This is a genomic window from Methanobrevibacter sp., assembly GCF_045120835.1.
Classification (GTDB): Archaea; Methanobacteriota; Methanobacteria; order Methanobacteriales; family Methanobacteriaceae; genus Methanocatella.
The window spans coordinates 1-24,471 of the sequence record NZ_JBGVFE010000103.1 but is presented as its reverse complement, the minus strand read 5'-3'; the positions used below and the strand labels follow the sequence as shown (position 1 = coordinate 24,471).

At 35.4% G+C, this 24,471-nt stretch carries 25 protein-coding genes and 1 pseudogene; 20 read left to right on the top strand and 6 right to left on the bottom strand.

Annotation, left to right across the window (positions count from 1 at the left end):
* The 3 genes and pseudogenes from ACJMLO_RS09470 to fbp all read left to right on the top strand — a co-directional run.
* A pseudogene (locus ACJMLO_RS09470) lies at nt 1-348 on the top strand (tRNA 4-thiouridine(8) synthase ThiI); the annotation flags it as partial.
* A 68-nt stretch (nt 349-416) separates the two neighbouring features.
* A complete protein-coding gene (locus tag ACJMLO_RS09465) occupies nt 417-719 on the top strand; it encodes a hypothetical protein (protein WP_405296191.1) in 303 nt (100 codons plus the stop codon).
* Nucleotides 720-1,127: 408 nt separating this feature from the next.
* Nucleotides 1,128-2,222 carry a fructose-1,6-bisphosphate aldolase/phosphatase gene (fbp, locus tag ACJMLO_RS09460; protein ID WP_405296189.1) on the top strand — a complete coding sequence of 365 codons (1,095 nt, stop codon included), beginning with the start codon at nt 1,128-1,130 and terminating at the stop codon, nt 2,220-2,222.
* 70 nt (nt 2,223-2,292) lie between these two features.
* Here the strand turns inward: fbp and ACJMLO_RS09455 are convergent, their stop codons facing one another.
* Nucleotides 2,293-2,532 (bottom strand): DUF3781 domain-containing protein, encoded by a 240-nt coding sequence (locus tag ACJMLO_RS09455; protein WP_405296187.1) that lies wholly within the window; start codon nt 2,530-2,532, stop codon nt 2,293-2,295.
* Between the two features lie 280 nt (nt 2,533-2,812).
* Between ACJMLO_RS09455 and ACJMLO_RS09450 the strand changes: the two genes are divergently transcribed.
* From ACJMLO_RS09450 to ACJMLO_RS09440, 3 genes are all read left to right on the top strand, one after another.
* A complete protein-coding gene (locus ACJMLO_RS09450) occupies nt 2,813-5,110 on the top strand; it encodes an ABC transporter permease (protein ID WP_405296185.1) in 2,298 nt (765 codons plus the stop codon).
* 89 nt (nt 5,111-5,199) lie between these two features.
* On the top strand, nt 5,200-6,309 hold the full coding sequence (locus ACJMLO_RS09445) for an ABC transporter permease (RefSeq protein ID WP_405296183.1): 1,110 nt from the start codon (nt 5,200-5,202) through the stop codon (nt 6,307-6,309).
* A 6-nt stretch (nt 6,310-6,315) separates the two neighbouring features.
* A complete protein-coding gene (locus ACJMLO_RS09440) occupies nt 6,316-7,017 on the top strand; it encodes an ABC transporter ATP-binding protein (protein WP_405296181.1) in 702 nt (233 codons plus the stop codon).
* A 24-nt stretch (nt 7,018-7,041) separates the two neighbouring features.
* On the opposite strand, the gene ACJMLO_RS09435 is transcribed toward ACJMLO_RS09440, so the two are convergent.
* Nucleotides 7,042-7,671, bottom strand: coding sequence for a stage II sporulation protein M (locus tag ACJMLO_RS09435; RefSeq protein WP_405296179.1), 630 nt, complete (start codon nt 7,669-7,671; stop codon nt 7,042-7,044).
* Nucleotides 7,672-8,115: 444 nt separating this feature from the next.
* On the opposite strand from ACJMLO_RS09435, the gene ACJMLO_RS09430 reads away from it, so the two are divergent.
* The 3 genes from ACJMLO_RS09430 to ACJMLO_RS09420 all read left to right on the top strand — a co-directional run bounded on the left by ACJMLO_RS09430 (nt 8,116) and on the right by ACJMLO_RS09420 (nt 10,928).
* Nucleotides 8,116-8,358 (top strand): hypothetical protein, encoded by a 243-nt coding sequence (locus tag ACJMLO_RS09430; protein WP_405296177.1) that lies wholly within the window; start codon nt 8,116-8,118, stop codon nt 8,356-8,358.
* A complete protein-coding gene (locus ACJMLO_RS09425; protein ID WP_405296175.1) occupies nt 8,355-8,771 on the top strand; it encodes a PIN domain-containing protein in 417 nt (138 codons plus the stop codon). Before ACJMLO_RS09430 ends, ACJMLO_RS09425 begins: the two co-directional genes overlap by 4 nt.
* Before the next feature lie 948 nt (nt 8,772-9,719).
* Entirely contained in the window at nt 9,720-10,928 is a 1,209-nt protein-coding gene (locus ACJMLO_RS09420; RefSeq protein WP_405296173.1) for an ATP-binding protein, read from the top strand.
* 131 nt (nt 10,929-11,059) lie between these two features.
* On the opposite strand, the gene ACJMLO_RS09415 is transcribed toward ACJMLO_RS09420, so the two are convergent.
* Nucleotides 11,060-11,302 carry a DUF357 domain-containing protein gene (locus tag ACJMLO_RS09415; protein ID WP_405296171.1) on the bottom strand — a complete coding sequence of 81 codons (243 nt, stop codon included), beginning with the start codon at nt 11,300-11,302 and terminating at the stop codon, nt 11,060-11,062.
* Entirely contained in the window at nt 11,299-11,865 is a 567-nt protein-coding gene (gene pgsA / locus ACJMLO_RS09410; protein WP_405296169.1) for an archaetidylinositol phosphate synthase, read from the bottom strand. Before pgsA ends, ACJMLO_RS09415 begins: the two co-directional genes overlap by 4 nt.
* A 37-nt stretch (nt 11,866-11,902) precedes the next feature.
* On the opposite strand from pgsA, the gene ACJMLO_RS09405 reads away from it, so the two are divergent.
* From ACJMLO_RS09405 to ACJMLO_RS09385, 5 genes are read left to right on the top strand one after another with little or no spacing between them, the layout of a single operon-like run.
* Nucleotides 11,903-12,484 (top strand): L-threonylcarbamoyladenylate synthase, encoded by a 582-nt coding sequence (locus ACJMLO_RS09405; protein WP_405296167.1) that lies wholly within the window; start codon nt 11,903-11,905, stop codon nt 12,482-12,484.
* 39 nt (nt 12,485-12,523) lie between these two features.
* Entirely contained in the window at nt 12,524-13,228 is a 705-nt protein-coding gene (gene radB, locus ACJMLO_RS09400; protein WP_405296165.1) for a DNA repair and recombination protein RadB, read from the top strand.
* Between the two features lie 58 nt (nt 13,229-13,286).
* Nucleotides 13,287-14,459, top strand: a complete 1,173-nt coding sequence (locus ACJMLO_RS09395; protein WP_405296163.1) for a pyridoxal phosphate-dependent aminotransferase — start codon at nt 13,287-13,289, stop codon at nt 14,457-14,459.
* Nucleotides 14,456-15,190 (top strand): ferredoxin, encoded by a 735-nt coding sequence (locus ACJMLO_RS09390; protein ID WP_405296161.1) that lies wholly within the window; start codon nt 14,456-14,458, stop codon nt 15,188-15,190. The genes ACJMLO_RS09395 and ACJMLO_RS09390 overlap by 4 nt, the downstream gene beginning before the upstream one ends.
* Nucleotides 15,187-15,564 (top strand): putative zinc-binding protein, encoded by a 378-nt coding sequence (locus ACJMLO_RS09385; RefSeq protein ID WP_405296159.1) that lies wholly within the window; start codon nt 15,187-15,189, stop codon nt 15,562-15,564. Before ACJMLO_RS09390 ends, ACJMLO_RS09385 begins: the two co-directional genes overlap by 4 nt.
* An 8-nt stretch (nt 15,565-15,572) precedes the next feature.
* Here the strand turns inward: ACJMLO_RS09385 and ACJMLO_RS09380 are convergent, their stop codons facing one another.
* Nucleotides 15,573-16,394 (bottom strand): nicotianamine synthase family protein, encoded by an 822-nt coding sequence (locus ACJMLO_RS09380; RefSeq protein WP_405296157.1) that lies wholly within the window; start codon nt 16,392-16,394, stop codon nt 15,573-15,575.
* Nucleotides 16,395-16,547: 153 nt separating this feature from the next.
* Nucleotides 16,548-18,326 carry a ribosome biogenesis/translation initiation ATPase RLI gene (locus tag ACJMLO_RS09375; RefSeq protein ID WP_405296155.1) on the bottom strand — a complete coding sequence of 593 codons (1,779 nt, stop codon included), beginning with the start codon at nt 18,324-18,326 and terminating at the stop codon, nt 16,548-16,550.
* Between the two features lie 161 nt (nt 18,327-18,487).
* On the opposite strand from ACJMLO_RS09375, the gene ACJMLO_RS09370 reads away from it, so the two are divergent.
* From ACJMLO_RS09370 to ACJMLO_RS09345, 6 genes are all read left to right on the top strand, one after another.
* The gene (locus ACJMLO_RS09370) at nt 18,488-18,964 is read left to right on the top strand and encodes a hypothetical protein (RefSeq protein WP_405296153.1); all 477 of its coding nucleotides are present in this window, start codon (nt 18,488-18,490) and stop codon (nt 18,962-18,964) included.
* 65 nt (nt 18,965-19,029) lie between these two features.
* On the top strand, nt 19,030-19,368 hold the full coding sequence (pth2, locus tag ACJMLO_RS09365) for an aminoacyl-tRNA hydrolase (RefSeq protein ID WP_292602968.1): 339 nt from the start codon (nt 19,030-19,032) through the stop codon (nt 19,366-19,368).
* A 51-nt stretch (nt 19,369-19,419) separates the two neighbouring features.
* Nucleotides 19,420-20,082, top strand: a complete 663-nt coding sequence (locus tag ACJMLO_RS09360) for a delta 1-pyrroline-5-carboxylate synthetase (protein WP_405296151.1) — start codon at nt 19,420-19,422, stop codon at nt 20,080-20,082.
* Between the two features lies 1 nt (nt 20,083).
* Nucleotides 20,084-20,245 carry a zinc finger domain-containing protein gene (locus tag ACJMLO_RS09355; RefSeq protein WP_405296149.1) on the top strand — a complete coding sequence of 54 codons (162 nt, stop codon included), beginning with the start codon at nt 20,084-20,086 and terminating at the stop codon, nt 20,243-20,245.
* A gap of 21 nt (nt 20,246-20,266) precedes the next feature.
* On the top strand, nt 20,267-20,536 hold the full coding sequence (locus ACJMLO_RS09350; RefSeq protein ID WP_405296147.1) for an elongation factor 1-beta: 270 nt from the start codon (nt 20,267-20,269) through the stop codon (nt 20,534-20,536).
* Between the two features lie 191 nt (nt 20,537-20,727).
* Nucleotides 20,728-24,291, top strand: coding sequence for a C1 family peptidase (locus tag ACJMLO_RS09345; protein WP_405296145.1), 3,564 nt, complete (start codon nt 20,728-20,730; stop codon nt 24,289-24,291).
* The last annotated feature ends 180 nt before the right edge of the window (nt 24,292-24,471 follow it).

The following is a 24,471-nucleotide window of genomic DNA, read 5'->3' as shown; positions in this document are numbered from 1 at the left end:
CGGATTGCAGAAAAACTGGCTCAAAAATTGGGAGCCGATGCAATCGTTGACGGAAGCAGCGTCGGTCAGGTTGCCTCACAGACCCTATCCAATATTTTAGCTACCCGTTATGGTGTGGACATGCCGATACTGTCTCCTCTGATTGGCCTTGACAAGGAGGAAATCACTGAAATTGCCAAAAAAATCGGAACTTTTGAAATATCAAAAATCGATGACGGCGGATGCAGTGCGGTTCCAAGATATCCTGAAACCCGTGCCGATTTGGAAAGGGTAAAACAGGCATGTGAAGATATGAATCAGGATGCGGAAGTTCAAAAGGCATTTGAAAATATTAGAAAACTCGATTGAGTTTTCTGTTTATGGATTAGATAATAATTTTAATGAGTATACATATACTTATAAATAGAGGTTTTAGTATGGTAAAAATGGAAATTGAATTAACAGATGAACAATTTGAAAGGGTTGAAATTTTAAAATCACAAGGCGTTGATGTCGGTCAGGCAATTGATCTTCTTTTCGGACTTCAAAATGAGATTATCTCTCAGGTTGAAGAAAGACATGATGAAGAGAATCTATTGGAAAAAATATCCGATGCTGGTGTTGATGCAGAAATCAAACAACAATTGATGAAAAAGAATTTTCAGGAAGATAAAAGTCCTGATAGAGCAGTACAGGATACCAAACATAAAATAAAATGGTCTAAAATTTTCAAATTTTAAATTTCAACCTAATATTGATTATTGAACAGTGCAACATATGAATAAACCTTCTCAATGGAATTCGGTTTTAATGTTCATTTTCGCAATGATGGGCTGACCATTGGAATAGGCAATATATAGCGTTTCATCTATGTATTATATTAAATGGCAGCATCTTTTTTCATACAATATGTCATTGCAACAGTCGTTATGCGGATTCCATTTTTATAGGAGTTGGTCTTTCGATTATATTCACTAAAATCAACTCTTTGGGCAATGTAATTTCTTTTATAAATTTGTTCATGTTATAATAATGCGATTTGCAAAAATTTTTGAAAGTGCCCCATGATAACAATTATTAAATAGTATACAAATCAAAAATAATAAATGTCTAGTAAATAATTAATTTACTAATTCGAGGTTATAAAAATGAAAACTACAGTTAGTGTAATTAAAGCTGATATTGGAAGTGTGTCCGGACACTGTGTCGCACACCCAGAATTAATGGATATTTGTGATGAAGTCTTAAATGAAGCTTTAGAAGCAGGTATCTTAAAAGATTACTATATCTCCCGTTGTGGAGACGACATAGACTTAATCATGACCCACGACAAAGGTGAAGAAAACGAAGAAGTCCATAAAACCGCATACGATGCATTCATGAAAGCTACTGAAAGAGCACGTGAATTGAAATTGTACGGTGCAGGTCAGGACTTGTTATCCGATACCTTCTCCGGAAACATCAAAGGTATGGGTCCTGGTGTAGCAGAATTTGAATTTGAAGAAAGGCCATCTGACCCTGTGTTAGTGTTCTGCTGTGACAAAACCGAACCTGGTGCATTCAACTTGCCAGTATTCAGAATGTTTGCAGACCCATTCAACACTGCAGGTCTTGTAATCGACCCATCCCTACACGACGGATTCAAATTTGAAGTGTTTGATGTAATCGAACACAGAAAAGTTATCTTAAACTGTCCTGAAGAAATGTACGACTTGCTTGCATTAATCGGTTCCACCGGAAGATACGTAATCAAAAGAGTATGGAAGAAAAACGGTGAAATCGCAGCTGCAATAAGTACCGAAAGATTAAACCTAATGGCCGGTGAATACGTAGGTAAAGACGACCCTGTATGTATCGTAAGAGCACAATCAGGATTCCCTGCTAACGGTGAATGTGTAGATCCATTTGCATTCCCACACATGGTAAGCGGATGGATGAGAGGTTCCCACAACGGTCCAATGATGCCGGTATCCGAAGCAGAAGCAAACCCAATCAGATTCGACGGACCACCTAGAGTAGTCGGTTTAGGATTCCAAGTAGCTAACGGTGAATTGATTGGTCCTGTAGACTTATTCGATGACCCTGCATTTGACCCAACCCGTGAACAGGCTGCTAAAATCGCAACTTACATCAGAAGACACGGTCCATTCGAACCTCACAGATTGCCTGCTGAAGAAATGGAATACACTTCACTTCCTGGTGTAATGAAAAAATTAGAATCCAGATTTGAAGATATGGATTAGATTTTAAGAGATTTTTAATCTCTTCTTTTTTTTAATTTTTAAAAATATTTTCTCTTTTTGTTGACTAATATTATAATTTGTGGGCGGTAATTATCGTAAAACTGCTTGAGTTAATGGTTATTCTGCATCCGTCAACTTCAACATAATAGTTTTTACCTTCCTTTACAACAATGGAATTCTCCTTTTTAAGCTTGGAAATGCAGTAGCCTACCGGCTCTTCATCTATTCCCAAATTTCTCTGTATTCTACCAATTCCCATTTCAGTTGTATGGATTCTGTCAACATTTTCCAAAAGCACTTTCTTATGCATTTAAACGCCCCTTTTTTCATTCGGTTAATATTTATGTCATATCTAGACTTTATATATTCTTGTAAGAATTACTTGAACCTCACCGTTTTCTCACGGCTGATGTTCAACAAACATTATTAATTCAACATATCAAAATTTGAACAGCTGTCTGAAATTGTTTTTCGGATGTGAAAAATTATCAAATAGTTAATGTTAATACATAATATGAATATAAATTAAAATAGTATCTATGTTTTAAAACGGAGAAGTTGAAATCATTGTCATTAACGATAATCCAGTAATGGCAATATTATGGAATGGTGAAAAGATGCTTGCAAAAAAGATGATGAGAGATATATTAAAACATAAGACTCAATTCATATCCATCTTTTTAATGGCATTTTTAGGAGTTTTTCTTTTTTCAGGCATTACCAGCGAATATGTGGGTCTTCAGGATAATGTAGGGGATTTTTATCAAGACACTAACTTGGCTGATGGATGGGTCTATTCGCCTTATCTGAATGATATGTTTCTAGAGCAGGTACGACTTTTAGGCGCAACCACAGATATGGAAAGACAGCTGGTCGTTGATTCTACGGCGGACTTTAAAAATAACCCTCAAATAACGCTGCATTTTGTTGAAAACAATACAATATCCAAATTCTATCTGATGGAAGGAAAGCCCTTGGACATTAACGATGCAAATGGGGTCTGGCTGGATAAGAGATTCGCCGATGCCAGCGGACTAGAAGTTGGGGACACTATCAAATTTGAATGTGAAGGATATGAAATCAAAAAGGTAATCCGGGGATTAGGATATTCGCCTGAATATGTTTATCATTCATCTGTTTATTCGGTAGGTCAAAATCACACCAAATTCGGCTTTGCATACTTGTCTTATAAGGCATTTCCTGAAGATACTGTACCGTATAATGTATTAAATGTCAAATTTGATGGCAAAGCGGATATCTATGGTAAACTGTTGGATTATCGTTTGAACGGTTATTACAGTTCATTTGTTGAAAGGCAGGACCATCCAAGTGTGTATCAGTTTTCACAGGAAATCACCAAACACAAAATGATGGCTGACATTTTTCCTGTGGTATTTGTTATAATTTCTCTTCTGATTCTTTTAACAACAATGACAAGGGTCATAGCACAGCAAAGGACTCAAATTGGTACATTAAAAGCTAATGGATTTAAAAACATAACAATAACTCTCCATTATCTGGCATATGGTTTTTGGTTAGTTCTATCGGGTTCTGTTCTGGGTTTGATTTTGGGGCCAATGATGCTGCCTAGACTATTCTATCCGGCAATGATTAAATCATACACGATGGTTTCATGGAATCCGTCATGGAATATGAGTTTTGCATTTGTGGTGATACTTATGATTTTATTTGCTCTTTTAGTTTCTCTCCGTGTCACTTCAAGCATTTCAAATGAAAAACCTTCAGAAACTATAAAGCCCAAGGCTCCTAAGGTATCAACTTCAGGTTTCGTTGAAAGATTGGCGATTTGGAAACGCTTATCATTTAATGTCCGTTGGAATTATAGGGATATCAAAAGGAATAAGCTGAGAGGGGTGATGGCCATTATAGGAGTTATGGGTTGTACTGCTCTTTTAGTGGGTGCATTTGGTTTGTATGATGGATTGAATGATGTCAAAGATTGGGAATATGGTCAAATCAATCATTACGATTCAAAATTAATAATAGATGAAAATGCACAGGAATCCATAGTTGATGATGTGGCCGGCAAAGTAAACGGACATAAGATAATGGAAGGCCGCATTGAGATTGAATCGGGCGACATAAAAAAATCGGGATCAGTTCTGGTTTTTAATGGCACCGATTTAATAACGCCAACAGACGACAATCACAATAAGATAAAAATTAAAGATGATGAGCTTTCTATTTCACGAAAAATGGCCAATATGCTTGGAGTTGGCATTGGGGATACTGTCAAGTGGCATATTGTGGGTTCAAATAAATGGGTTGAGACAAAAATCGATAAAATCCATACTGACCCATTATCGCAAGGTCTTATCATGTCTCCGGATAAGCTGGAGGCAGAGGGTTTAAACTATACTCCGACAAGTGTTATAACCTCTGAATATGTGAATAAAACTTATGACGGTTTTAAAGTCACCAATTCGCTCGATGACATTGAAAATGCTTGGGATATGGTATCTGAAACCATGTGGCTAGTAATTTACACATTAACATTTTTTGCTTGTATTTTGGCAATCATTGTACTGTATAATTTGCAGCTGTTGTCTTTTACAGAAATCGAAAGGGAAATCGCAACGCTTAAGGTATTGGGATTCAAAAGCAAAGATTTAAGAAAACTGTTAATGACACAAAACCTGATGTTCACTGCTATTGGTTTTATACTGGGCATTCCTTTAGGTTTATATATTCTGACAATAATGTGGCAGTCTTCAGGAGATTCATTATACATAATGCCTTCACTGACCATTACAAATGTAATATTGTCTGCTGCAATAACATTTTCATTGTCAATACTTGTAAACTTAATGTTTTCAGGAAAAATCAAGAAAATAAATATGGTTGAATCTCTAAAAGGGGACGAATAGATTTAACATTATGCATCTCAGCATCGGATTTTTGCATCTCAGCAGCAATCATAACTAGTTATTTATATGCTCTTGACCTATTTAGTATTATGTCATTTTTAAAATTCATTCTTAAAAATCCATTCAGGAGAAAGACAAGTGCAGTTCTTGCAATCGTAGGTATTGCAATAGGCATTATAGTGATAGTTGCTCTTGGTGGAATTACAGACGGTTTAGTCAATACATTTGAAGATACTATTCATGCAGGAGGTGCCGATTTTCAGATTTCTGGAAAGGAAACCGGTGACTCTGCATATGGAACAAATACAATCGATGCATCATGGACGGACAAGATTGCAAAGGTTGAAGGCGTTGAATCAGCTTACCCGATATATGTGGTCTTGACTTCGGTCGGTGATGATTATATGAATACGCTGATCGGTATCGATCCTGAAGGAACTGCATTGGCGGACATTTCAATGAAAGATGGTAGAATTATGGAAGATGGTGAAAACGAGGCCATCCTTGGTGAAATATATGCCGATGACAATGACTATAAGGTGGGCGACACCATCACAGTCGATGGAGAGGACTTTGAAATCGTAGGAATATATGAATCAGGAGACTCCAACATGGCCGGCGGGGTGTTCACATCAATATCAAAGGTTGGCGAGCTGATGGATGATGAGGATTCAATATCAAACATCTATGTCAAGGTCGAAAAGGGCGTTGACGCTCAGGAGGTTGCGGACAGAATCGATGCAAAATACGGTGACGACATCACAACAATCACTTCAGTCATGGAAATGGAGCAGATGGCAGATATGCTTAACATGCTTGAGGCATCCACATGGGCAATTTCACTTCTGGCTATAGTGGTTGGGGGATTGGGAATCATCAACACGATGCTTATGTCAGTTTTTGAGAGGACCCGTGAAATTGGAGTTTTAAAGGCTGTGGGATGGTCAAACAAGAGGATTCTTGGAATGATTGTCGGTGAATCACTGGTCATTACCATTGTCTCAGCGATTATAGGTTCAGTTATCGGATTTGCCGCATGCACCCTTTTGGGTCCGCAAATTGGTATCGACCCATTGTTTACTCCTAAAATCTTCATCCAGGCATTTTCAATAGCAATTGTGGTTGGAATCATCGGAGGATTGTATCCCGCAATCAAGGCGGTCAAACTGCCTCCGACAGAAGCTTTGAGGTATGAATGAGGTGGTATGATGAATGCTGTAGAGATTAAAGATTTGTATAAAAGCTATGAGGGAGGTAAAATCAAGGCACTGAATGGTGTAAGCCTCACAATTGCCGATGGAGAATTCGTATCAATCATAGGGCCTTCAGGGTCTGGCAAATCAACATTGCTGAACATGCTCGGTGCACTAGACGTTCCGGATTCAGGTTCCATAATGGTTGCAGGTGAGGATTTGAAAAGCTCCAAAAGCTTGAACAAGTTCAGGGGTGAAAAGATTGGTTTCATTTTCCAGCTTCATAACCTGATTCCAAACATCTCAGTTAGGGAAAATGTTGAAATTCCGATGTTTACTCAGAAATTGTCTTCAAAAGAGATGCATGCAAAGGCATTGAAGCTTTTGGATGATGTCGGTCTTAAGGACAAGGCGGATATGCTGCCTTCAAAACTCTCAGGTGGTGAACGTCAGAGAGTTGCCATTGCACGTGCGCTTGCAAACAACCCATCAATAATATTGGCAGATGAACCCACAGGATCACTGGATTCCAAGACAAGTAGTAAAATCCTTAAGCAACTAATTGATTTGCACGAAGATAAGAATGTTACTTTGATAATTGTAACTCATGATATGGATGTGGCCAAACTTGCGGACAGGGTTATTGAAGTTTTGGATGGTGAGATAATCTCTGCCGGTGATGAATCATTAATCAACAGTAAAATTGATGTATAACTCTCAATTTTACCATTTCTTTTTTTAAAATCCTAAAACAAACTCTGAAAACGGTACTGAAAAGTACGCTTCAATCGGTGCTGCAATAAGCAGTAGGATTGTTGAAAAAATCATTAGGACTATACTTTGAATCAATGCTTTTTTTGATATTTCAAAGGCGTTTGAAACTCCCTCAACTTCACTGCTTATGCAGGCTTTAATGAACCTCCAGATAAACAGAAAGAGCAGCACTCCTGCCGCTGACTGGAGAACGGTTGCAGTAAGTTCAAATATTCCATGGGGGATTATATAAACAATATACTTAAGGCCTCCATTAGGTATCAAGTTATCGAACATCTGCCCAAACATTCCCAAATTAAGTCCATTATAGACTAAAGAAACAATTGCAAAGATTGCAAAGAATACTGAACCGAAATAGGTCACAATTCCTCCGAATTCATTATCAACAAAAAGTTCGGTTGCAGTAAGGGAGGTCATATCGCCTGTTGCATTTGAAGCGGAAAGATTTGCCACAACGGATTTCATTGCGCTTCCGGATAAAGCCCATCCTCCGATAAAAGAGACTATGAATATAATGGCCAGCCCTATTATCAATTTCTTGTTGTCCTTCAGGCTTTCGATAACTAAATTTTTAAATTTGATAAGTATGTTCATGGTTTGATTTCTTTTCGTGTTATAAGATAAAGTTATTCATCGAGTGTTTTTTGCCGAGTGGCAGATGACATGGGGGGGGTGTCTGAACATTTGTAGGTGATGTTTAATATTTTAAGTGTCAAATATTTTCTTTTTAAAATACATTTTTTTAATTAAAACGAATTTAAATCTGTTATTTTTAATAATTGAATAAAAATAAATCTTAAAAACCTTATAAATCGCTTTTAAACTCAGTAAATATCAATTTTGTATACTTTGTTTCCAATAGTATTGAATTATTGTTTACTTATTATCTATTTTAAAATGTTTTCGTGATTTGTGATTTATATTGTTATTCTGAAATTTGATATGTTGTTATGATTAGTGAATTTATTATTTTTCAGATAACTTTATATTCTCTGAAAATATAATAGTAATTAATTAAATTAAAGGGGTCTGAATATTATGGACAATATAATTGCAACAACAACATTGTATAAAAATTATCAGTTAGCTATCCCTAAAGCTGTACGTAATAAACTAACAGATTTAACTATTGATGATACAATCATTGATTGGTCTATTAATGAGAATAATGAAATTGTAATCAAACCAAGAAAAAAAGTAAGTCTGGATGACGTATTGGGAATTATTGAAGATGATGATCCGAGAGATGCTGTTGAACTAAAAAGGAGTTTATACAAATGAAAAAAATTTTATTGGACTCATCATTCATCATTGCAATATTTAGAAAAAATGATCCTCTACATCAAAGGGCAATAGAAAACAAAGAAGTTCTAGATAATGATTGTTATATCTCAAATGGGATAGTATCTGAAGTAATAACCATATTGGGCCAAAAAACAAAGGATATTTCATTAGTTAGACTAGCATATAACTATATGAAAGATAATTTCACAATCATCAATGAATCTGAGATTAACATGTACAATGATAATGTATTTGCAATCTTTGAAAAATATAATAAAAACAAATTCAAATTGGGATTTATAGATTGTTCAGAAGTTGTAATATATGAAAATTGTAACTTGGACTATGTTGTAAGTTTTGATGGGGAATTCAAACTATTTGATGAAATTAAATTACTGGACTTAAAATAAGAAAAAATTTAATTATTGCAGATTTGCATAAAATACCATAATCTTATAAATTTAAACTGATATGTCTTTTGTTTCAAATGGTAATAGATGAATTTTTTTTAAATTTTATTCATTTTTTTAATTTAATTTGCCGTAAAAATACTCATAGTTCTTGTATAAACAATATTATTATTTCCACTTTAACACCAAAATATTATTCATAATCCTTATATGAATTGATATTAAATATTATGTTGTAAGAGCTAAAAGTAGTAAATATTTTGTATAGTATACGGGCAAAATAAAATTCATATTATTTTGGGTTTATTTTAGTTTTTAATCATTAATATTAAGTTTATATCTAATTAACTTTATATAAATTATTTAATAATATTATTGAGTGTAATGTATTGATATTTTCAAAAAATAATTATTTTTTTAAGGAATTTATTTGGCCTTTTTTAGTAGGTATTTATATTTTGTATGGTTTTTTTAGTATATTGACTTTAAAATTCTTTGAAAAATTATTAGGAAAACCATTCATTAACTATTTCATATTCTATGTTTCCAAAAGAATTTGGATTATAGATTACTTTTAGCTTTTCAGGTTTTTCATAATTTTATTGGGTTTTGTTTTTTTTTGATTTTGTATTGGCAAATTGAGTATAAGTCTTGTTTTATGTAAATCTGTTTGATATCTGTTTTATTTTCATGTTTGAAGCAATATTTGTGTGGGTTTGTAGAATTGTCTTCATTTATAAGCAAAATTACTTAAATATGGGTGTATGATCTATTATTTGGTTATGAGTTTGTATATTGTCAAGTGTATTCGACAATTATATTAACTTTAATTATACTGTCGATTGTATTCTACAATTGTATGGAAATTATTATTTTTGTAGAATGTAGTCGACAAAATTTATATATTTTAAAATACAAAAATTCAATATAATTATTGTGCGGTGAAAAATGATTAAAAGGGAATTATACTTAAACCAAATCGAAAGACTGATGGATAAGGAACCTATCAAAATCATAACTGGCGTTAGAAGAAGTGGGAAAACATACCTCCTAAAAAGCATTCGAGAAGAGTTGAAAACCCGTGGAATAAAAGAAGAAAACATATTCCTGATTTCATTCGAGTCCATGAAATACAACAAGATAGAAAACTTCAAACAGCTCGATGAATGCATACTGAACCTGACTGAAAACACAAAAGACAAAGTCTACCTATTATTTGATGAAATACAAAACGTCAAAAACTGGGAAAAAAGCATAAACGCATGCAGAGTCGACCTTGACTGCGACATCTACATCACAGGATCCAACTCAGAACTATTATCCGGTGAAATGGCAACACTAATATCAGGCAGATACTACCAAATAAACATCTACCCATTCTCATTTGCCGAATTCATAAAATACAAAAAAGAAATAGAAAAAACAGACACAAGTGACTTGGAGGAACTGTTCAAAGAGTATGTGGAATATGGTGGAATGCCCCCAATACAGCAGGTTGCAGCACAAGACAAATATTCCTATTTAAGCGACATATACAACACAATACTTCTAAAAGACATCGTAACAAGACACAACATAAGAAACACTGACATGCTAAACCGCATACTCGACTATGTAATAATGAACCTTGGAAAAAACTTCTCAGCCGGAAACATCGCCAAATACATGAAACATGAAAGAAGAAAAATATCAAAGGACACAATACTCGACTATCTACTATACTCCAAAAATGCCTGCTTCATACACCAGGTACCAAGAGAGGACATAAAAGGAAAAAAAGTGCTTAAGCACAACGAAAAACATTTCCTAGTCGATCATGGATTCTACCAGGCAAAATACGGAGAAATAGAAAACATGGGCTCAATCCTTGAAAACATAGTCTACATAGAACTTCTCAGAAGAGGATATGATGTAAAAATAGGATTGATAAACGAAAAAGAAATTGATTTCGTCTGCACTAGAGAAAAAGAAAAAATCTACATTCAGGTAACATACCAACTGGAAAACGATAACACAATAGAAAGGGAATTTTCAGGACTTGCAAAAATCAATGATAATTTTGACAAATACGTTTTAAGCATGGATAAAATGGACTTCTCCGGCAGCGGACTGAAACACAGAAACATCATAGACTTTCTAACATCAGATTATATATAATTATGTTTAAAAGAGTTTTTTAACTAAATGGCTCTTTAAACACCATTGTATTGTGCGATACGCTATGTTTCCAATAAGAAAAGAAGCAGACAATGTCAACTTGTGTAAATATTGCACAAATTCAAAAATAGTTAGATGATTTCGTGAATCATCCTTAAAGCATCCAATAATCCGTGACTGTATTCAATGCAACCGAATGCAGTCCTCATGTCCTCTTTTTCAAGATAATATTTTGAATCATTCCAGTAATCAACTGCCCTGTCATAGACTTCTTTTTCCTTTCCAACAAACTCTATGTGGGATACCTGATTTAAGTTTCTCTCCAATTTTGCAATGTCTTTTGCTATCTTTTGCGGACTTTCCAATTCGGTCATTTTAACTGCCTCCAAACATACATGATTCTTTGAGCAACTGTAAAGTAGGATAAAATCACTAAAATGTAGATCACATAGGTAAAGTAGATATCTCCTGCGAAATGCCCTATTAATGCTCCAATCATTAGAATAATCATTCTAACTGCTCTTTCAGCAATTCCTATGTTGCATTCTGCTCCTTGAGATTCTGCCCGTGAACGAACATAACTGACAGTAATTGCAGAATGGATTGCCAAAATCCCGACAAACCAGTCGCAGTATCCTCCGAATATTATTCCAATGTAGATAATGGCGTCTGCAAACCGGTCCATTGTTGAATCAAGAAAGGCTCCAAATTTGGATGATCTGCCATGATATCTTGCAACAGCACCGTCAACAACATCCAGAAGTCCGGAAAACAGTATTGCGGCACATCCCAAAATAAGTAAGTGGTTTGCAAATCCATATGCTGCAATAACTGCAACAAATGGAGAGATAACCGTAACAATATTCGGGTTAATATTCAAATTTCTAGCAATCGGATTCAATATTCTTGTTAAAAGGGGTCTTAGACTTTGAAGCATAATTATATATAACGATTTTATCTAATATAAAGTTATAATGAAAGTTCTAAAAACAAGTATTGATGATATTGATGAAGAAATAATCCATGAAGCTATAAAGGTATTGGCAGATGGAGGAGTTATTTTATATCCTACCGATACTGTTTATGGATTGGGGGCCAATATTTTTGATAATGGGGCGGTTAGAAAGGTTTTTGATATAAAAAAAAGAAGTTTTCTCAAACCCTTGTCAATACTTGTCAGTGACATTGAATCCATCTCCCTTGTTGCTAAAATGTCTTTGTCACAAAAAGAGACCATTAAAGGTTATCTTCCGGGCCCTTATACATTTATTCTGAAAAAAAGAAAGGTCGTTCCAAGATATGTGACCGGCGGCTTGAAGAATGTTGGAGTCAGGGTTCCTGACAGTGAGATTGCATGTCGCTTGGCCGGCATTTTTCCGATAACCACTACCAGCGCCAATTTATCGGATGATGAGGTTTTGTCAAATCCCTATGAAATTTTAGAACAGCTGGACAGTGAAGTCGATTTAGTAATTGACGTTGGAAATCTAAATTCGTCAGCTCCATCTTCCATAATTGATTTGACCGGTTTTGGGCCAAAAATCATAAGGAAATAATTGAAAATTTTTATATCATATAAAAATCAATAATGTATTATGAAAGTATTGGCTAATTTTGAAGATAATAATAAACTTCCATCTGATTCTTCACTTGATGATTTGCTTGAAGGCGGTTTTGAAAAAGGATGCGTAACTCAGATATTCGGCGCTCCAAGCTCAGGTAAGAGTAATGTCACATTGACATTGGCTGTCAATGTTGCAAAAACAGGAAAGAAGGCAATCTATATTGATAGTGAAGGAGGAATATCAATTGACAGAATCAAACAGATTTCAGGACCTTATTTTTCAGATGTTGCCAATAACATCATGGTTTTTGAACCGACCGATTTTATACAGCAGGGCGAGAATTTAAGATCAATCGACGTTTGGCTTAGAAAACATTATGATGAAGTGGATTTAATCGTTCTTGATTCTGCAGTTGCGCTTTACCGTGTCGATGATATGAAGTCATATAAATTAAGCAAAGAGTTAAGAAAGCAAATTCAGCTTTTATCCAACCTTGCACGTAAATATGACATTGCAGTGATTATTACCAATCAGATTTATAACCGCTTCGATGATGAGGGCAACAATGAAGTCAAAGCAGTTGGCGGCGATATTATAGCCTACATCAGTAAGGTCATAGTTAAATTGGAACGTGGCGAAGAGATTAATCAGAGAATTGCCACCTTAATGCGCCATAGAAGTATTCCGGAAGGCAGACAAGTTACTTTTTCAATAACCTCTAACGGCATTGAGTAGGTTAATTTTATTAATAATTAAAAATATATATTTATTTTGGAATTGTTTGAGTGATAATATGAGGGAAAAGGATTTCGATATTAAAAACCCGAAAATGAAATTTCAAAAAACCGAAAGGGTACCTCCGGAAGGATATGAGTGTGCTAACGACTTTTTTGAAGATATGTATATGGATAAGGACATGATTTGGATGGGTCAAAACACCAACCATTTGCATGATGACACAATAGCCGATGCAATGATTGACGCTATTCGTGAAAAGACTTTTTGTAGATATCCTGCCCCTGAAGGTTTCAGTGAACTTAAACAATTGATTTTAGACGATTTGGGCTTTGAAGGCCTTGAAGTATTGTTGACTTCAGGCGCAACAGAATCCCTATACCTCTGTATGCAGGCTCTTCTGGAACCGGAAGACAATGTGATTCTATCAGATCCGGGATACTTCATCATTGGAGACTTTGCAAGCCGTTTCGCTGGAGAAGTAAGGTATGTTCCAATTTATTTTGATGAAAACGACTATAAGCTAACTCCGGATTTGTTGAGAGAAAACATGGATGAGAATACCCGCATGGTAATACTGATTGATCCATTGAATCCGTTAGGTTCCTCATACACTGAAGAGGAATTAAAGGAATTCGCCAAAATCGCAAAAGAAAATGACTTATATTTATTGCATGATGTTACATACAAGGATTTTGCAAGGGAGCATTTCCTTGTTGAAAATTTTGCTCCTGGCCAAACATTAACAATTTACAGCTTTTCAAAAATATTTGGAATGGCAGGATTAAGGATTGGTGGAGTGATATCCTCAAAACCAATTGTTGATGCCATTAAAAATGCTGTTGTTAACGATTTGGGGGTCAATATCATTTCACAGTACGGTGCAATTGCGGGCCTCAAATCAAAACCTGCATGGTTTGAAGACATGAGACAAACCTGCTTTGAAAACCAGAGATTAATCAATGAAATGATTGAGCCGATTGATGGAGTGTTCCTGCCGGTTTACCCATCTGATGCGAACATGATGGTGATTGACTTGTCCGGTGCGGGAATCAATCCGAAAGATATGTCAAACTACTTGATTGAGAAAAAATTATTTACAAGAGAAGGGGAATATACGTCTGAAGACTTTGGAGACAGATACCTTCGTATCAGTTTTTCCATTCCTACAGAGGAAATTAAAGTGTTCTGTGAAGAGTTCCCTAAGGCTGTTGAAGCTTTAAGAAAATGATTGATGCTTCTTTTGAGGGGTTTAGATATCATAAACCTCTTCCTAATTTTTATAGAATTGAAAATCCTCAAAATCCGAAAAATGAAATTTCAGAGGATTTGTTGAATGGATTGGCTGATTTGGCTTTAAAATACGATTTTGTTGGAATAAGCTATTCGGTATTGTCCGATGATTTCAAAAAAGAATTAAATAGTGATATTGATAATGTAATTATTTTCAAGTTTTTAATGGGTGAAGACTTAATAAAAATGGAACCCTCTAAAAAGAAAGGAAAATTAATGGATGAGGAATTTCAGGATTATGGAGTTCATGTTTATGAATTTGCCGATTTCTTAAGGCAACATGGATTTCAGGCCGATTTAATTCATCCTTTGGATGATAATTTAAGCCTTAGATCAATTGCAATGCAATCTAACGACTGTGCAATCACCCGAAGTAACATGTGTCTTTTCAAAGAGGGGATTCATGTCGGATTTTTCATGATTCATACATCAATTGAAAATTTGCCGTTTAAAAAGGAAAACGACATGTCATGGGTTCGTGATTTCTGTTCAACATGCGGAGTATGCATTGCACGATGTCCGGAAAATGCATTTGATGAAGATGAAAAACTCCTAAGGAAAGTTTGCACAGCTCACAGGGAAGGTTGCAACGAATGCATTTTAAAATGTCCCTTTTATAAGGGCTATGATAAGGTTAAAAAAAGATATGAAAGAATGGTGAAAAAATGAGTGATAAAATAGCTTTGGTATCCTGTAGCGGATTGAGTCCGCTTGGCTTGGTTGTTCGTGCGGCTAGTGTAGAACTGGCACTTGAAAATGATAATATTGTTGCGGCATGCATTACAGAGTACTCTGCTCAGCCAAATAACTGCTCACCTATCCTGGATGATGCAAGGATAGTCACAATAACCGGCTGTGGAGATGATTGCGCATCGGTAATTTTAAATGAGAAGGATGTCGAATCAACTAAAAATATCTCTGCCGATGCAGTCGTTAAAGCCTATGATTTAAACCCTTTGGATGCTGTAAGATTGGACGAAGATGGTGAGAAAGCAGTCGAAATATTAAAAAAATATATTTTAAACGAACTTGAAGGAGTATAAGTTCGTTTTTAAATAATTTTTCTAATCAATACTGAAGTGTTGTTTGTTTTTCCTGTTGGCAATACCATAACTTCTTTGTGAAATCCTCTTGTGTCTTTTTCAAGAACAGGGGAGTATAATATTGCCCTCATTCCAGTATATGTTCTATATATTAGCGGTGTGTCCTCATCAATAAATTCCCAGATGTTTGAAAATACCCTTTCTTTTGGCTCAGCAAGTGCTGCCACCATCAGGATGTCATATTCCAAATCCGCTATTGAATTTTCATCACCGGTCACGATTTCGATATCATTTTCGAGACCTAACCTTTTTAAAACTTTTCTAGATAACTCCGCAACATTTTCTTGCTGTTCTATTCCAATACATTTGCATCCATAGACCTTATTGAACATTATCAATGTTAATGGCAGAGGGCCACTTCCTAAAAAGACGAAAGTTTTGTTTTCATTAAATTTAACAAGTTGGCTTTCATTATTTATCAATCCGATGTATCTCTCGTAGAAATGAAATGAATCGAGAGTTTCGTTGGGATTGTCGGATTCCAAAATTTTTTTAGCATTTTCGGTTTCAAGTCTTGCACCGATGTATACGTAGAATTTGCGAATCAATTTCAGTGCCCTATTCATTTTCTCATCATCTAGAATGTGTTTTGCAGAGTCAAAATCAATCTCCTTGTCGTGTGCTATGATTTCAACTTCATCCAGTATGTCTATTATCTCATTGATGTCTACATTATCCAAAGCAGAGTCACCGTATTTGTCTAAGTCCCCATAACTAGAAAGTTTGTTTGCTATCTCTTCAAGTTTTCCCCAATATTTATAACAACTCATGTTTATCACTTTTAAGTTAAATTTGATTAACAGTATATTTTTAAAACTATATTAATCTTTTTAATTATGGAAAAAAGTATTACAAAATTGTAAAAATCAGTATGAAAAGTAATAATTTAAATAATGGGGTGATGGAAAATGGTGGGAGAATATCTAATCGGATAAGTAATAATACTCTCCTTTTTCCTTTTGCTCACGGTCTTTGTAGCTGTCGAGTTTGTTAACTCTTGGCCTTTTTGTTTCCTTATCTCTTCTGAATGTAATGTTTAGATTACCTAAAAATTCATTCATTGCATTTCGAAGGTCGGTCGGTTTTGATGCGTGACCATTAAGGCCGGGTGTGCCGTTAAATACCATTGCCCTGTCGGAGATGTAATCAATAAAGACGATATCGTGGTCTACAATAAGTGATGCGGCATTCTGACTTTCAACCATTTTTCGGATAACTCTTGCAGCGATTAATCTTTGTTCAACATCTAAAAATGCTGTGGGTTCGTCAAAAAGATATATTTCGGCATCTTTTGCAAGTGTTGCGGCAATGGCCAATCTTTGAAGTTCTCCACCACTCAGTCCCTTGACCGGCTTGTCCAGCATTTCATCTAAACTCAGCGGTTTCATGATTTCACTTTCAAAGATTTTGGATCCGAAGCTAGGGGCATTCATGAATAAGAAGTCACTTACGCTGCCTTCGAAGTTGGAAACGATATATTGCGGCTTATAGGCGATTGTCACTTCCTCATCGACCTCTCCGCTTGTCGGCTCTTCAACTCCTGCAAGCATTTTGGCAAAGGTTGTTTTACCGATACCGTTTGACCCAAATGCAGTTACGATTTCATCATAAAATATTTCTCCGGCATCGGCAGTCAGGCTGAATCCGTCATATTCCTTTGATAAATCAGTATAAGAAGCAAGTGCATCCCCTTCATCTTCAGGAGTCGGTGGCCTTATTGTAAATTCAATAGGATTTCTTCTGATTCTTACATTTTCCTCAGCCAAAAATCCGTTGATGTATGCATTGATACCTAAACGAACTCCTTTTCTTCCTGACACTACACCGTATCCTCCCGGAGAACCGTATAAAATGTGGATGTTGTCGGACAGTGCATCCAGAGTAGCAAGATCGTGTTCGATTACAAGCACGCTTTTGCCTTCGTCGGCAAGGGACCGGATAACTCTTACGGCATTCAATCTTTGGGACACGTCAAGCCAGGAGGTAGGTTCGTCAAAGTAATAGAAGTCTCCTTCCCTCAGGACAGTTGCGGCGATTGCAACTCTCTGAAGTTCTCCACCACTCAAATTCTCCATTTTCCTGTCCAAAACGTTTTCCAGTTGCAGTTCCTCGGTCACATAATCCAATTTGTCACGTTCATTAACGTTGGTAAGCAGATCACGAACCTTTCCCTTTACAACTTTTGGAAGCTTGTCAACCATTTGCGGCTTTAGGATGGTTTTGATATTTCCGTCTGATAAATCCTGGAAGTATTTTTGAAGGGATGATCCCTTATAGTAATCAATCACTGCATCCCAGTTTTCGGGCTTGGTTTCATAGTCTCCAAAGTTCGGAATCAGGCTTCCGGATAGAATGTTCATGATTGTGGACTTACCAATACTGTTAGGACCCAATAGTCCCAAAACGGTGCCGGCTTCCAGGTTTGGAAGGCCGAACAATTCAAATTGGTTTTGTCCAAATCTATGAATGGGATCGCCTGCAGCTTCGGGCAAATTAATAATCGTAATGGCATCAAACGGGCATCGGTTTGTACAGATGCCGCATCCTTCACATAACTCTTCAGATATCAGCGGTTTTTTTGAATCTTCGTCAATTACTATGGTGTCTTCATCCATTCTGACGCCGGGACAGTAATGTATACAAAGATAATCACATTTTTTAGGCTGACATCTGTCTTTATCTAAAATTGAAATACGACTCATTATAATCACATAAAAATAATAATCATTAATATCTATATCGCTTCTATTTAATTAAAGTATTGTAAAAATTATTTCTGGCAGGAATATTATTTTACAATAGTATTTAAATAATGACTTGAAATAATATTAAATATAAAATTCATTTTGAATTTGGTGATTGAATGAAATTTAATAAAATCTTAACTTTGCTTTTGGCATTTGTGATAATAATGTCTGCATGTGGAATGGCATTTGCTGATTCAAATGGAACCAGTTCTGATACTTCAGATTCTTCTGCTGATACTTCAGATTCTTCTGAAAGTTCTGATTCTTCAGATTCCTCAGATTCTTCTGAATCATCAACTAGTTCAAGTTCTTCTTCAAGTTCTAGTTCCAGTTCTGGGTATAGTCAGGGTTCAAGTTCCTATTCTCAACCTCAGCAAACCTATAGTTCTGGGGACACTTCAGACGATTCAACCACAGATGCAGTAAATGCAACTGTAACAAACTCAACCAATAACGTTACAAACACTACTAATAATACTAATGTCTCCGCTCCTGAAACAAACGGTTTTGGAGTTAACGCATTAGTCATAGTGTTGAGTATAGCTGCGGTAATAGTCGCTATAGCTATTGTTTTGGTTTACTTTAAATTATAATATTGAAAGCTGAAGGCTTTTTAATATTATTTTTTTATTTTTTTTAATTATTTAATCGTGATAAGATGAAACAGGTAATGATTGTAAGGACAGATTTGAAGATGCGCAAAGGAAAAATTGCAGCACAGTGTTGTCATGGTGCAATTGGAGCCTATAAGAAATCACCTGCAGATAAAATCAGAAAATGGGAAAATGAGGCATATGCCAAGGTGGTTTTGAAGGTTCAGACTCTGGAGGAGTTGACAGAACTTAAGAAGATTGCCGATAAGAAGGGCATTGCCAATTATCTTGTAGTTGATGCCGGAAGAACCCAGATACCTACATCAAGCGTTACGGTTTTGGCTCTCGGTCCTGATGAAGATGAAATTCTTGATGAAGTGACTGGGGATTTAAAACTTTTATAGTATAACTATCAATTTAATCAAAGCTACTTTTAATTAAACATGGTTGAAATTATGGGTATAAAACAGGTTGTAAAAATTGGGGGAAGTCTGTTTCCAGATTATGCGATAGATTTGGCAAACAAACTGGAAAACACAGATTCTTGCATTGTTTTGGGCGGAGGAGAGTTTGCAAATCTTATTCGCCGATATGATGATCAGAAGAATTTTTCCAAGCAAACAAGCCATTGGACAGCTATAGATTGCATGGACATAATAGCAAAACTCGTCTGCGATAAGGTGGACTCTGCAAGATTGGCATATTCAATAGATGAAGTGAATTTAGTATCCGATGATGGTTTCACTCCAATTTTTGTCGTTTCTGATTTTTTAACCAAAGAGAATCCTTTTGAATGCAGCTGGGAGGTCACTTCAGATTCAATTGCAGCATACATTTCACACATCCTAAATGCAAAGCTTTTAATAGTAACAGATGTAAATGGTATATATACCCAAGAACCGAAAGAGCCAGGTTCAACATTCATAAGTAAAATTGATGCAAAAACCTTACTGACTTTTCAAGAGTCATCGATTGATGTAATGTTGCCGTCTCTTTTATTAGAGTTTGGGACTGATTGTTATGTTGTGAATGGGAAGTTCCCAGAAAGGGTTATGTCTTTAATAGACGATAATATAAATGATTATAACTTCGATTACACACAAATAACAGGTGATTAGAATGGAAAAAGTCGAATGTATAAGTTGTAAACAAGAAATTCCATTGGTCGGCACATTCGTTGAATTCGAATGTCCGGAATGTGGAGCAAAAATTGCAAGATGTGAAAAATGCCGTACTTTCGGTCACGGCTACAAATGTGAATGTGGTTTCGAAGGACCATAGATATAAAATGGAGGAATTAGAATGGGTGAAGTATTAACTACTATGAAAATCATGCCGGACAGTCCTGAAGAAGATTTAGAAGCTATCAAAGCAACTATCGAAAGTTCAATGCCTGAAGGTGCTAAAATCCACGAAATTGCTGAAGAACCAATTGCTTTTGGTTTAGTGGCTATTATATTAAGCTTCATCACCGATGACGGTGAAGGTGGATCTGAACCTGTTGAAGAAATGGTTTCAGGTATTGCTGGTGTGGCCAGTATTGAAATTACTGGCGTTGGAAGATTAATGTAAATCTGTGATTTTAAATCACTTTTCCTCTTTTTATTTTTTTTAAGTCATATTCTGCATTGATGTGCAGATTTCTCGACATATTTTTAACTTTTGACTAAATTTTATATAGTTTTTTTAATAAACTAAATATAACAAATTAAGGAGAAGATAACTTGAAAATTTATAAGATAAGTATAATTTTTTTAGTGCTTATGATTTTCTCTGTGGGGTTTGTTTGCGCTGAAGATGTAAATCAGACAGATTCAGATTTGGGAGTAACTGATGAGGATGTTATTTCTGATGCTGGAGCTAAAACTTATGCTGATTTAAATAATGATATTGATACTTCTAAGTTAGAAACAAACCTTGCAGCGAATTACACTTACAATGCTGGCACTGATACAATAAAAAGAATTAACATTTCCGGAGATAGTTCGTTCCCGTCTTATACAATTAACGGTAATAATCACACTATTGATGGAAATAATAAGGCTGGAGTTTTTAAATTTTTCAATTTAAATGTAACAATCAATGATTTGGTAATTAAGAATTGTGGCGAATCTTCAATAATTCTAGTGAATTCCATATTGACAACCAATAATGTAATTTTTGAAAATAACTCTGACCCGTATGGGGGTGCAGCAGTTTATGTCTATCAAAGTACTTTTAATGCTAATAATAACCAATTTAAAGATAATAAGGCGACTTTAGGGTCTGCAATATACTTGGATGATGGAGTATTGAACCTGAATAAGGGAGTATTTTTCAATAGACAGACAATCAACTGGTCTTTAATTTATGGAAGTTCATCCATAATCAATGTTTTCAATACCGTGTTTGCTAACATGACCTCCAAATATGCAACTGCTGCGTACGGTTTGGATTCCAGGATATATGTGTACAATTCCAAATTCGTTAATTTATCTGCAAATGCAACCGGAGGGGCGATTGCTGCTAAAAACCCGTCAAATTTCATTATTCAGAATTGTGAATTTGAAAATGTAAAATCCACTAAAAATGGTGGGGCGCTTTTCATTGATGTTAATGCAGGCAGTGGCGCTTATTTAAAAGGAACCACCATAATCAATGCAACCAAATTTACAAACTGTTCATCTGAATTTGGTGGAGCGATATTGCAGCTTGGAGGATATCTGAATGTTATCTACTCTGAGTTCATGGGCAATCATGCAGACTTTAACGGTGGAGCGATATACGCATCAAATGCAACCGTTTATGCTTTTAGAGTTGATTTCCATAATAATTATGGAAAATATGCTGATGAAGCCATATCTCGCGGAGGAGCATTATTTTTAGATTACAGTACTGATATTGAAATTGTTTTATGTAATTTCAAAGACAACAAGGCATTTGAAGGAGGTTCCATTTATTTGTTTGACACCACTTTCAAAGTCCTCAACGCCACATCCATAAATAATGGGGAATTCATACATTCATATTTCCCTGGAAAAGGGTCATATTTCCAAGACTGTGATCTGGGCAACGGTTCAAAAAAGGATACCTTTATTTTAGAGGATGAATACATGCCGTATGTTGTGAATTTCACAGGTAAAAAATTCACTTTAAATCCGATTAATGTTACCGGAAGCGTCAGTGATTCATACTTTGATTTGCGTAAATTCAATGTCGTGACTCCTGTTAAAAATCAGGGCCAAATGGGTTCATGTTGGGCATTCGGTACAACAGGTGCACTTGAATCAGCATTTTTAAAGGCTACAGGTATTGCACTGGACATTTCTGAAAACAATATTCAAAATTCTGGATTAAGATATTCATATTATGGTAGAAACTCTTTAACCGAAGGGGGATATATCTACAGTGGTTTGGCTTATATTTTAAGCTGGCTGGGTGTTGTCAATACGGTGGATGACACTTACGACGAGCTTGGAAAGATATCCTTAGTGCTATTCACTCCGGAAAGCTATCATTTCACTGATGCTGTCATACTCGATCCGGCAAATGTCACTGAGATAAAAGAAGCATTGATCAAATATGGGGCATTGACTGCCTTCGTCAATGGTGCAAACCCAAAAACCTCATATTATAATCCAAATACCTATGCGGAATACTGTAACAATGGGAGTGCAGGAAATCATTTCATCACAATAGTCGGATGGAATGATACATTCTCCAAGGATAATTTCAATATAACTCCTCCAGCTGATGGCGCATGGATTTGCAAAAACAGTTGGGGAACCGAATGGGGTAATGGAGGATATTTCTATCTTTCATATTATGATGCTCCACTCAGATCCAATTACGCTATAGGTTATGTTATAAACAATACGGAGTCATATAATAATCTTTACCAATATGACATTCCGGGATTAAGGGGATACATGTCTTATGATGGCGTCAGCAGTCTTTCATACGTCAATACTTATGAGGCCCTTGGAAATGACTTGATTGCGGCTGTTGGAACTTACTTTGATAATGCTAACGTGCCATACACCATTAAGGTTAATGTTAACGGCAATCTGATTTACTCTCAAAAAGGAAAATCTTCATATGGAGGTTACCAAACAATTAAATTGGATAAGTATGTCTCAATTTCACAAAAGGACAATTTTTCAATTGAAATTGAAGTGGGTACCAATCTGGTTCCTTTCTGTGGAGATACAAGATTATTCTTCGTTAAGGGAAATTCCGTTGTATATACCGCTAAGGGGTCTGAAGATTTATCTTCAAAAATAGGGACTGCATGTATTAAGGTATACACTTTCTCTAATCCAAACAATATAAGTGGTGTGAAAAAATATTTCAACAATGTCACTCCTTTAGAAATCAGCAGTGGTGTTGAAGGGGCTCTAATGATCATTTCCAAAGAGGGCAAAAGCATAGCCAATGCCACTGTTCAGGGCGGAAAAGCGAAATTCGATACTCTGTTAGCCATCGGAAATTATACCATTACTACAGTATATAACGATACTGAATATGTAAGTGCTTTTGAAGTGTTGACTACAATAATCATATTGGATGAAGAGACAAGAACATTAAATGCTCAAAAACCGGTCATGGCATACTTATACGGCAATGATGAAATTTTAGCCAATGCTAATATCACTGTATATCTTGACAACAACAAATATGATTTGAAAACCGATGCTAATGGTATTTTATCAATTGGAACCTCTAATCTGGCAATTGGTAAACATGAGCTAATCATTCTCAATACCGTTACCGGTGAGGAATCATTCTCAATCATTAATATCGTTTCAAGATTCGGCAGTGTCGGCAACATTGCAATGGATTACTTTGACGGAACCGCATTTAAGGTGCAGGTTTACGATGATTATGCTAATCCTGCAGGGTCTGGTGAAAAGGTAGTCATAATTATTAAAAAGAAAAGCTATGTTGCATATACCGATGCCAACGGTTATGTTTCATTTGTGATTCCTAAGGAAGTTACTCCTGGATCTTATAAGTTAAAGGCCACTTATAATGGAGATGGCATTTCAAAAAATGTTAAAGTAAAACAGGTATTGAAATCTAAAAAGACTGTCAAAGCTAAAAAATCCGCTAAAAAATTAGTTTTAAAAGCAACATTAAAGACCAGCAAGAAAAAAGCCATTAAAAACAAAAAAATTACATTCAAACTCAATGGTAAAAAATATGCTGCTAAAACCAATAAAAAAGGAATAGCAAAAGTTACCGTTAAAAAATCAGCTCTTAAAAAGCTTAAAGCGGGTAAAAAATACGCAGTTAAGATTTCATATCTTAAAGACACTATCAAATCAATTGTAAAAGTTAAAAAATAAAGGGAAAATCTTATTTTCTCTTTTTCTTATTTTTTTTGGTTAGTCAAAATATTTATATACTAGTTTATACTACATGTTATATAACACATGTTAAGTCATAGTACAGTTATTTTTTAGGCAAACCTAAAAATTTCCGAAACATTTATATACTATGATGACCTACTTTTATACAAGTGAGAT